At 44.2% G+C, this 10,032-nt stretch carries 10 protein-coding genes; 7 read left to right on the top strand and 3 right to left on the bottom strand.

Going from position 1 to position 10,032, the window contains the following annotated elements:
* The first annotated feature begins 183 nt into the window (after window positions 1-183).
* The 6 genes from B3763_RS14015 (at window position 184) to B3763_RS13990 (ending at window position 5,819) form a co-directional block, all read left to right on the top strand.
* On the top strand, window positions 184-900 hold the full coding sequence (locus tag B3763_RS14015) for a CPBP family intramembrane glutamic endopeptidase (RefSeq protein ID WP_286747380.1): 717 nt from the start codon (window positions 184-186) through the stop codon (window positions 898-900).
* Complete coding sequence (locus tag B3763_RS14010) at window positions 900-1,886, top strand: SDR family oxidoreductase (RefSeq protein ID WP_286747378.1); 987 nt, start codon at window positions 900-902, stop codon at window positions 1,884-1,886. Before B3763_RS14015 ends, B3763_RS14010 begins: the two co-directional genes overlap by 1 nt.
* Window positions 1,876-2,670, top strand: a complete 795-nt coding sequence (locus tag B3763_RS14005; protein WP_189628413.1) for an SDR family NAD(P)-dependent oxidoreductase — start codon at window positions 1,876-1,878, stop codon at window positions 2,668-2,670. The genes B3763_RS14010 and B3763_RS14005 overlap by 11 nt, the downstream gene beginning before the upstream one ends.
* 157 nt (window positions 2,671-2,827) lie before the next feature.
* On the top strand, window positions 2,828-4,285 hold the full coding sequence (locus B3763_RS14000) for a Na+/H+ antiporter NhaC family protein (protein WP_286747376.1): 1,458 nt from the start codon (window positions 2,828-2,830) through the stop codon (window positions 4,283-4,285).
* 1 nt (window position 4,286) lies between these two features.
* Window positions 4,287-5,465 (top strand): trans-sulfuration enzyme family protein, encoded by a 1,179-nt coding sequence (locus B3763_RS13995; RefSeq protein WP_286747374.1) that lies wholly within the window; start codon window positions 4,287-4,289, stop codon window positions 5,463-5,465.
* A gap of 3 nt (window positions 5,466-5,468) precedes the next feature.
* On the top strand, window positions 5,469-5,819 hold the full coding sequence (locus tag B3763_RS13990) for a hypothetical protein (RefSeq protein WP_286747373.1): 351 nt from the start codon (window positions 5,469-5,471) through the stop codon (window positions 5,817-5,819).
* A 248-nt stretch (window positions 5,820-6,067) separates the two neighbouring features.
* On the opposite strand, the gene B3763_RS13985 is transcribed toward B3763_RS13990, so the two are convergent.
* The 3 genes from B3763_RS13985 to B3763_RS13975 all read right to left on the bottom strand — a co-directional run bounded on the left by B3763_RS13985 (window position 6,068) and on the right by B3763_RS13975 (window position 7,892).
* On the bottom strand, window positions 6,068-6,787 hold the full coding sequence (locus tag B3763_RS13985) for a pentapeptide repeat-containing protein (RefSeq protein ID WP_189628417.1): 720 nt from the start codon (window positions 6,785-6,787) through the stop codon (window positions 6,068-6,070).
* A 214-nt stretch (window positions 6,788-7,001) separates the two neighbouring features.
* Window positions 7,002-7,517: a DUF4920 domain-containing protein gene (locus tag B3763_RS13980; RefSeq protein ID WP_286747370.1), complete on the bottom strand. Its 516-nt coding sequence runs from the start codon at window positions 7,515-7,517 to the stop codon at window positions 7,002-7,004.
* Window positions 7,518-7,580: 63 nt separating this feature from the next.
* A complete protein-coding gene (locus tag B3763_RS13975) occupies window positions 7,581-7,892 on the bottom strand; it encodes a hypothetical protein (RefSeq protein ID WP_189628419.1) in 312 nt (103 codons plus the stop codon).
* Between the two features lie 107 nt (window positions 7,893-7,999).
* Here B3763_RS13975 and B3763_RS13970 point away from each other — a divergent pair.
* A partial coding sequence (locus B3763_RS13970; protein ID WP_286747367.1) for a tetratricopeptide repeat protein occupies window positions 8,000-10,032 on the top strand: 2,033 nt, incomplete at its 3' end.

Raw genomic sequence — 10,032 nt, 5'->3', positions numbered from 1 at the left:
ATTATTCTCATAGTCTGCAATTATCTCTTCAAATTAAGTGCAATAAAATCAATTTGTTGTTGGTTTCGGTGCTCACCAGTCATTTCGCAGTCCTTACACTGCCTCTTCAATGTTAATTAGCGCCTCAGGCTGCCTTAATCTATCAGATGTTATTATTTTTGCCCACTATCTGAACCCGACTTCATGAATATTCCCGCCTGGAACCCACAATATTTGGAACCTATTCTTGCCTTTGTGCTGGTTACTATTGGTTTTAGTCTTTATCACTTTGTATCGATATCCACTAAAATTAAAAACAAGTATCAGGGCCGTTTTGGAGCCGAAAGAGGCAATACCAAATTCTTATGGATGACACGCTACCTGGGAGCTATGAGCATAGGTGTTGTTCCGGCTATTATAATGATGATGGTTATGGGAAAAACACCTGAAGACTATGGCGTGGCCTTTAAAAACCACGGCACCAGCCTGGCCTGGATTTTGGGACTAGCGACCATTATTATTCCCATGAATTTTTTTAACTCCAAAAAGGAGAAGAATCTGGCTTTTTACCCCAATGTGCGCGAAAAGGAATGGACCAAGCCAATGGTGGCTACCAATGCTTTTACCTGGGTGGCCTATCTTTTTGGCTACGAGCTCATGTTTAGAGGCTTGTTGCTCTTTGCCACCGTGCCGCTAATGGGTGAGTGGCCTGCTATAGTGCTCAATGCTGCCATATATGCATTGGTACATGTACCTAAGAATTTAGAAGAAACCATTGGTGCTATTCCGTTGGGTATTGTGCTTTGCCTTATTACCCTAACTACCGGAACCTTTTGGGTGGCTTTCTTCGTCCACATAACGTTGGCCTTGTCTAACTTCTTTTTCTCTTTGAAACATCACCCTGAAATGAAAGTGATCTAATGCCGAAAAGAATCTTCATTACCGGAAGCACTGGCTTTATAGGCCAGAAATTAGCCAAAAACCTGGCCGATGAAGGGCACGAGGTAGTAGCTCTAATTCGTTCGAAAGCAAAAGCCAAAAATCTGGAGCACGACCGTATATCTATGGTTGAAGGCGACTTGTTTGCTAAGGAAGCCCTATTACAAGGTATGGAAGGCTGCGATGAGGTGTATCACCTGGCGGCCTTCGCCAGTGTATGGGCCAAAGACAATACCTTTGAGCGGGTGAATATAGATGGCACCCTGAACATACTGGAGGCTGCAAAAACACAAGGTGTTAAAAAAACCCTGGTCACTTCTACGGCAGGAGTTATCGGACCGGCCATAGATGGCCCGGTGAATGAAGACACTCCACGCAAGGTAGATTTCTTTACGCCTTATGAAAGCTCCAAGTATGAATCGGAACTGCGAATAAAAGAGTATGTACAAAAAGGGCAGCACGTGGTTATAGTAAATCCCACTCGTGTATATGGTCCGGGCCCGCTAAATGTGAGTAACTCTGTGACCAAACTGGTGAAGCAATACATTGAAGGCAAATGGAAGTTTATGCCTGGCGATGGAATGAGCACCGGAAACTACGTGTATGTTGAAGATGTAATTAATGGCCACAAACTGGCCATGGCCAATGGCAGGCCTGGCGAACGCTACCTGCTTGGAGGAGAAGATGCTACCTACCATGAGCTGTTCGACACCATTGCCGAAATTGGTGGCAAGAGACACAAGCTCTATAAAATGCCACTGGGAGCCATGCTCACCTTTGGCAAAATCCAGCTGTTTATGGCCGAAAACTTTGGGCGTCAGCCAATGATTACTCCGGGCTGGGTAAAAAAATACCTCTATGAATGGAGGGTCTCCAGCGAAAAAGCACAAAAGGAACTGGGCTATGAGATTACTCCGCTAAAAAAAGGAATTGAAGAAACTGTGAACTGGCTAAAGAATGGCAAATAAAACATATGCCCTAATTACAGGGGCTAGCAACGGAATAGGAAAAGCCTTTGCCGAAGAATGTGCCGCAAGAGGTAAAAACGTGCTTTTGGTGGCTTTACCTGAACCAAAGCTTGAGGAGGTAACCAACCAGCTAAGCAGCCAATACACAGACCTATCTTTCCATCACCTGGGCATTAATCTTATGGAACAGGGAGCTCCAAGACAGATTCTCAACTGGTGCCAGGAAAAAGGCTACGTTGTAGACTTACTGATTAACAATGCCGGCCTGGGCAACTCTGGCCCTTTTGTGAGCCGACCTTCAGAATTTTATGAAGGGCAAATGCAGCTAAACATGGTTTCGCTGGTTAGTTTAACCCACCTGTTTCTTCCTATGATGATGAGCCTTCCGAAGGCCAATATCATTAACGTAGCCAGTATGGCCGCCTTCTACGACATCCCCTTTAAAGGAATATACTCGGCCAGTAAAAAATTCGTGCTTTCCTTTTCGCGCTCTCTCAACAAAGAGCTGGAAGGTTCATCGGTGAGCATTACAGTACTGTGCCCGGCATCGGTACCTACCAATCCGGATGTAATGTTGCGAGAAAAGGAACTGGGACTAATGGCCCGACTCTCCAGCCGAAGCCCGCAGCAAGTGGCTCAATATACCCTAGACAAAATGCTTCAGGGCCGGCAAGTGGTTATTCCCGGTTTCTTTCCCCGGCTATATAAGCGTATTGGCACTGTAGTGCCTTATCGTGCCAGGCTAAACATACTCGCCAAACAGTTTATTAAAAACAGTAAGTAACCACTGATCTCCCGTCCGGTGGGTAACTCTGCATTATCCTACTCGGCAATTACTGATCTGTGATTTTATCTTTGCTTCGGCAGCAGGGTATAACCGGTTCCGGCTTAGCAATTTTTATTCTTAGGCAGTCTCACTATCTTCTCGGCACTTTTTGCTTATGAATTCTACAAAAAAGCCCGAGGTTAAGTTTTATCATGCCGTTTTACCTGTAGCATTTCTTTCAATTATGATTGGCTATGGGCTTATTCTCAGGCCTCAGTTTCTCAATCAGGAGGCCTTCCCCTTAGAAATTGTGTTTCTCATATCTTCGGTTTTTGCCATCGCCCAATTGCTTATTATGGGCTTTAAGTGGGAAGACATCCTTCAGTCCATTGTCCGAAAGCAGGCAAAGGGGCTACCTGCGCTGCTTATTTTGCTGGCCATAGGTATTATCATTGGCTCATGGATTATTTGCGGAACCATACCCATGTTTATCTATTACGGTATAAAACTCATTAACCCGGACTACCTCTACGTGCTGGCCTTTCTGATTCCGATTATTTTCTCCACACTCACCGGCACCTCCTGGGGAGCCATTGGCACCATAGGAGTAGTGCTGATTGGTATTGCACAGGCAGTAAATGCCGATTTGGCCATAACTGCTGGAGCCATTGTTGGGGGTGCCTTCTTCGGAGACAAAATCTCTCCACTTAGCGACACCACCAACCTGGCCGCTATGGCCGCTGAAACCGATTTATATGCACACATCCGATCTATGATGAACACGACTTTACCGGCAGCTCTTTTCGCTCTGATTGTTTACTTCATTATGGGGCTGGTTAACCCGATTGATTCCGGAGAAGTGGATAATGCAAAGGTTGAAGAGACCTTATCGGCCATTGAGCAAATGTTCCATTTTAGCCCACTGCTGTTTATTCCTCCCCTCATTGTACTGTATGGCTCAATAAGGAAAAAAGGCACTTTGCCAACCCTGTTATCATCTTCTATTGTAGCAGCATTACTGGCTATCATTCTACAAGACTATAGTCTGGAAAATGTGATTAAAACCTTAAACACAGGCTTTGAAACTTCTATGGCTGGCTGGATGAAAGAGGTTCCGGATAGTATTGTAACCCTTTTTTCGCGCGGTGGACTTTATGAGTTGAGCTTCGCTTTTATGATCGCCATAATAATTTTTGTATTCGTGGGATCCATAGATATGATTAATGCCATGCCAAGAATTGTAGACAGACTTTTTTCTTTTGCTAAAAACAGGCCGTCTGTCATTATCTCTTCTTTAGTCGCTACAGGTTTCACCAATGTGACTACTTCTAATCAAACAGCCACCAGCTTTATTATTGGCGATGCTTTTGCCAAAAAGTATGACCAACACCGCATTCCACGAAAAGTGCTTTCCCGTTCGATTGAAGATTACGGAACCATGCTTGAAAATAGTGTTCCCTGGACCACAACGGGAGTCTTTATAGCCGCTACCTTGGGGGTTGCCGTTGAGCAATACTGGTTCTGGCAACTAACCACCCTGGCCAACCTGATTATTGCTCCGTTGCTGGCCATTACAGGAAAAGGCTGTTTTTATAATGAAGTTGATGTCGAAAAAGACCCAAAAAATGAGTGAGATGAACAAAGCAAATATAGAAACCCTGCTGGCGCATGATTCCGAAAGAAACCCTAATGGGGCCGTTGTGCCACCCATCTTTCAGAACTCACTTTTTACCTTCGAAAACTGGGATGCTATAGATGAAGCCTTTGACCACCGAATGGACAGCTTTATTTATACCCGAGGAAGAAACCCTACGGTAAAGTTGGTTGAAGAGAAGTTGGCTGCACTCTGCGGTGGAGAAAAAGCGCAGTTATTTCCTTCTGGAATGGCCGCCATTTCTGCCGCTATTTTACACTGCGTAAATGCAGGCGATCACATAGTGACCATAAAAAATCTGTATGGCCCGGCCAACAACTTCATATCTTCCTACCTCAAGCCCAAGTTCAATGTGGAGGTAACTTACGTTACCGGTAAAGAAGTTTCTGACTTCGAACATGCCATTCGGCCAAATACCCGATTAATATACCTGGAAAGTCCTTCTTCGGCCGTTTTTTCTCTACAAGACATTGAAGCGATCGCCCAACTGGCGAAAGACAGGGGTATTAAAACCCTGATCGACAATACCTGGGCGAGCCCTATTTTTCAGAAACCGCTGGCTATGGGCATTGATTTGGAAATGCATTCTTGCTCAAAATACATTGGCGGCCATAGCGATGTGGTGGCCGGATTGATTGTTGGAACCAAAGAAGATGTGGAGTCTATTTCGCTGAAGGAATTTGAGTGGATTGGAGCCAAAATAGCTCCTTTCGAAGCCTGGCTGCTCCTGAGAAGCCTGAGAACATTACCTATTCGAATGAAACAGCATCAGGAAAATGCACAGGCAGTAGCTCGTTTTCTGGAAAACCACCCTAAAGTTCAGTTGATTCGTTATCCCGGAGCCAATTCGTTCGATCAGAAAGAATTGGCCGAAAAACAAATGACAGGCTTTACAGGGCTAATGAGCTTTCAGCTAAAAACCAATGATTTGGAAAAAATCAAAACTTTTGTGAATAGCCTGAAATACTTTCATCTGGGAGTGAGCTGGGGCGGCCACGAAAGCCTTATTTATGCTCCCGCCATTAGCTATCTGAAAGAGTTGAGCCGGGAGCAGTTTACAGGCCTGGGTATTTCGCTCGGAGACATGCGCATTTCTGTAGGCCTGGAAAATAAAGAGGATTTGATTGGAGATTTGGATAGGGCTCTTGAATTAGTTTAGAAAATGGAAAGGGTGAAAACCATACCTCTCATACTTGCCATTTTGGGTCTATTATTGGGCTGCTATCAAAAAGAAGAGCTAATCTTTGCCGCTAGTGATGAACTTCATTTTATTGGCCTGTATAAAAAAGAAAATCGTTTCCACATACTCTACAATGCCTTCAGTACAGCTGTGGGTCGCTTTGTACTCAGAGGTGATTCAATCTTGCTCGATTATGACGAAAACCAGTTCAGGAACTTCAATGCGGACGATCAACTAACAAAATTACTAGTCATTGATAGCCAGCTAAATAGGATAAGCTCTGTGGACGAGCATCGAAAATTCTGTGCTGAGATCTATCTGGATAATCGCTAAAAATGAAGCTAACTCTATAAATTCCTGATCATCTCTTATTCGTAGATTAACGCTCTCAACCACTACACAGCCAATATCCTGGACGGAGCAGAAATGCTCTGCAAGAACATTATATCTCAACATTTGCCATCATAGAAGCGATATGTACTCCCTCTTTCCCTACATCTTCTAAAGAGAAAAAGCATCTACCAAAAGAAAAAGCCATCCCGATTGTTCGGAACGGCTCTTCGCATTTCTATTTAGGCAAACTAGTTGTCTAGTAAATATCGGGAGAAACTTCGCCCATTTACTTCCGCATACTTGGTAATAATATCCCAGCGTACTTCCATATCCTTCACGTCCAGGTTGCCACGTACTTTGGTGTATTTCATATCGAGCGATCGCTCAAACCTGGCTGCATTAAAATTGGCTCCATCTCTAAACTTAGTGTATTTAAACATAGCGTCTTCATCGAACACTGTTTTGGAAAAATCGGCTCTGTTCTCAAATTCCGCGTATTTAAAAGTGGTTTCTTCTTCAAAAGTAGAGCCGGCAAAAATAGCCTCACCTTCAAAATTGGAATACTTGAACATGGCATCACGGCTAAAAGTACAATTCTCAAAGCGCACATCTCTTTCAAAATCGGCCGTGAAGGTGTATTCCGTTCTTCTGTCGTGATAGTATGCAATTACAGCGTCTTTGAATGTGCAGTTTACAAAAGACACCTTGCTCTCTATGGATTCGTTGACGGTGTTATCTCCGCCATCGCGCCACCATCGCCTTTTTGTTGGTAGTTCCGGTAGTTTTTCTTCCATAAACGTAAAGTCGAGCACACCTTCAATGGTGGCATTGGAGTAGCTCACATCTTCACCGCGTTTCAGGGCTTCCATTATATCAGAAGCCTTTACTATGGTTTGGGCGTTGCCCTGAACCACCAGAAGTAAAGCAAATAAAGTAAGGGTAATAGTTTTGAGTTTGTTTGTTGACATGAGCTTCGGGTTATAATGCTGTAGTTGTTAGACTTGCGAACGATGAAATCGTTACAAGTATTTCTAAGATGAACTTAAACCCGAAGGGGTTGCATGAAAACAAAAAAAATGTCTCGCAAACCCTGTTCACATCCTCCTGAGCCAACCTACACCAGGTGGGTTCAGTACGACATCAATTCTGGTTTACGAGACAGCTATACGGGGCTATTATTATTTATTCAGAAGCGGCTTGCTCTCCTTTGTAAATAATTACACCATTGGCGACAAAAGAAAGTTCGTCTTTTGGTTCAGTAATAGCCAATATTTCTTCTTCCGGCTTACCGGCATCAGCGGCATAATGCTTCAATGTTTCTACATCGGTTAGGGTGCGGGTAACAATTCCTTCAATAAGGGCATAGTTGCCTTCCATTCCCTCTTTCGGCACAAAGAAACCGTAATCTTTAAAGGTTACTCTCATTTCTTCTCCGTTGGGCAACACTAGGTTCATCCAGCAACCTTTCATGGCGCATGTGGCTGTAATTTCGCCTTTTACCTTCACCATCACCGAATCGGAAGTTTCCAGTTTGGCCATCATAGACTCCACAGAAATGGCTCCTTCTTCTGAGATTTCTGCACCGTAAGTCCCTACCACATCGGCCTTATCGGCTTTTACCTCTGTCTGCTCCGTTTTCTTATCGGCACAAGCCCAAACAGTGGCCAGCATTACTACAGCTAAAAATATCTTTTTCATGTTGTTTTAGTTTGTTTCAAAATTAACAAGTCATTCAATGCCAGACTAATAGGCAGCGGCTAATTATTTTTCCTTTTTCAATTCATCGATCACCTCTTTCAGATAATCCAGGGCCTCTTCCGGGCTTCTAAACCCACTGCCCGCTGCAAACATTTCGCCTTCTCCACGCATGAGCCATTCAGCCGATATGCGCTGGCCGTCAAGTTCCAACGAAAGTAACTTTTCCAATACCGGGCCACTGGGGTAGCTTAGTCTTCCCTTAGGGTTCACCAAATTGAACATCACCGATGAGCTTACCTCCATGCGCTTGGCAAAAGCGCTTTCACTGTCGCCAAAAGCCTTAATTATTTCTGCTATTCTGGAATTGATTGACATACCTGAAGCAAAGAAAAACGTTTAAGCCTAAAATCCATGAATGCAAACACGACCAATAACGAGTCATATGCCAAAGGGTTTATTATTTTTGCTGCCGTGGTGTGCTTATGAGAACTGAAAGCCCAAAACTATTTATATCTGCGCTGCTTCTGGCCGTTTCTTTTTGGAGTTTGGAAATTCCCAAAAGAGCCTTCCGGTTTTATGAGAAAGGCGAGATAACCAAAGCCCTGGAAGCATTGGCTAAGTCGGTTGAAAAAGACAGCCTTAACCCTGCCGCCTATTTCCTATATGCTCAGATTTATAGCCAACCAAACCTGGAACACTATGATACGGACAAAGCCTATGACCAGGTGCACAGATCAATCAGGCAATTCAAAACCATTAAAAACCCTAAAGACCTGGAAAGTCTGGCCGATGTAATGGTGGATTCGGCAAGGCTTGAACAGCTCAAAGACAGAATTGACAGCCTGAAATTTGAAGAGGTAAAAGGTGTACATACTATAGAAAACTACAACGCCTTTATTGCTCGCCACAACGATGCTTCGCAAGTAACACAGGCCATAGATTTGCGCAACTCCATTGCCTTTTCTAAAGCCAGCTCGGAGCATTCGTGGCAAGCCTATAAGGAGTTTATGGAGCAATATCCGAAAGCCAAAGAATATGCCAGAGCCGACTCGTTATACCGGCTGCTCATTTTTAAGGAGCGCACCACCGATGGCAAGCTGGCTTCTTACAAAACTTTTCTGGAAGAATTCCCCGACACCCCTTACTTGGACAGTATTGTTCATGAAATCTTCCGAATAAGTACTGCCACTAACCGCCTCGATGACTATGCTGCTTTCTTTAGAGAGTACCCCTCAGAAGAGTTGCTGGCTATAGCCTATAAGCGCATGTATCATACGTATAAACAAAAATTTGGCACTGACGACTTTCTGGATTTCTACCCCTCGCCATTGTGGGGGGATTCAATCAGGCAAATTCAGCTATTGGAAAAGGGCTATTGGATACCCAAACTCACGGAAAACACCATAGAATTTCTAAATGCTCAAGGGCAATCTCAGTTAAAAACCCTGTACACAGATATTCCGCAGCGTTGTCTTTGTGAACCCATAACTACCGATTTTGTGATTGGGCAATACAACGGCAGCGGGGCCATTATTGCGCGAAATGGAAAACTGCTTTATTCAGGCAACATTAGCGATGCCAAAGATGCCGGCTATGGCTTTATAGTGCTCTATGGCGATGAAGGGCAAACCCTCCTGCACAAGTCGGGGCAATTAATCATTGACCAGCCCAAAGAAGAAATTGCGGTTTTAAACGAGTCATTTATTCGTACCCAAAGCGAAGGTCTGTACGGACTCACAAGCATTAATGCACTCAGTTATCTACCTCATGCTTACACACGAATAGACACCCTGGCAAGTCTTATTCTGTTAGAAAAAGATGGACGCATGGCCTTGGTGGCCCCGGAAGTACTGCACCCCGCTCTTGATGGCGAAACACCTTCTATTGAAATGGCTTATGATGAAGTTGAACTGCTGGAGAATGGCCGCATTTGGGTAAGCAGCAAAGGACAAGAGGCCATATTAGACGAACGCCTACGGGTCATTATACCTTTTGGTAATTATGAAATATATGACGAACCCTATGGCTGGAAACTGGTAAGCTCCAAAGGTATTCGTGTATTGCACGACCGATACCCTCAACTGGCTACTCAGGAATTGCAGCAGGTAAAAGAAAGCGAACAATGGCTGGCTACGAAGCTCAACAACCAATGGGCTCTCTACGATCAGGTTGGCGATCTGCCCCCTATGACCAACCTGGACTCCCTTCAGCTTTTAGGCCAAAACATGGCACTTTTATGGCAGGGAAACAAAAATTGGGCTCAGTTCAAAAATGGAAAACGCATAGCTCTTGAAAAAGGCTGGGAACCGAAGCTACTTATACCACAAACTTATATTAAAACAGGAGATCCGGCTGTGAACGACTTCTTTATGCTCTCCAACGAAAAGAAGTATCGGAAAATATACAATCAGTTCGGCAGAGAAATTCTCTCCTCAACTTTTAATGAAGTAACGGCACTTGGTCCTAACCTCATCCGCCTGCAAAAAAGAAATGCCGCACTAGCCGATAGCACCCT

It is taken from the genome of Roseivirga sp. UBA1976, from assembly GCF_002336325.1.
Taxonomy (GTDB): Bacteria; Bacteroidota; Bacteroidia; order Cytophagales; family Cyclobacteriaceae; genus Roseivirga; species Roseivirga thermotolerans.
This window is presented reverse-complemented; position numbering and strand designations above follow the sequence as displayed.

Excerpts from the sequence above, each read along its gene's own strand:
- B3763_RS14010 (WP_286747378.1), top strand. The coding sequence starts at position 900 with ATGCCGAAAAGAATCTTCATTACCGGAAGCACTGGCTTTATAGGCCAG.
- B3763_RS13995 (WP_286747374.1), top strand. The coding sequence starts at position 4,287 with ATGAACAAAGCAAATATAGAAACCCTGCTGGCGCATGATTCCGAAAGA.
- B3763_RS13985 (WP_189628417.1), bottom strand. The coding sequence starts at position 6,787 with ATGTCAACAAACAAACTCAAAACTATTACCCTTACTTTATTTGCTTTA.
- B3763_RS13980 (WP_286747370.1), bottom strand. The coding sequence starts at position 7,517 with ATGAAAAAGATATTTTTAGCTGTAGTAATGCTGGCCACTGTTTGGGCT.
- B3763_RS13990 (WP_286747373.1), top strand. The coding sequence starts at position 5,469 with ATGGAAAGGGTGAAAACCATACCTCTCATACTTGCCATTTTGGGTCTA.
- B3763_RS13975 (WP_189628419.1), bottom strand. The coding sequence starts at position 7,892 with ATGTCAATCAATTCCAGAATAGCAGAAATAATTAAGGCTTTTGGCGAC.
- B3763_RS14005 (WP_189628413.1), top strand. The coding sequence starts at position 1,876 with ATGGCAAATAAAACATATGCCCTAATTACAGGGGCTAGCAACGGAATA.
- B3763_RS14000 (WP_286747376.1), top strand. The coding sequence starts at position 2,828 with ATGAATTCTACAAAAAAGCCCGAGGTTAAGTTTTATCATGCCGTTTTA.
- B3763_RS14015 (WP_286747380.1), top strand. The coding sequence starts at position 184 with ATGAATATTCCCGCCTGGAACCCACAATATTTGGAACCTATTCTTGCC.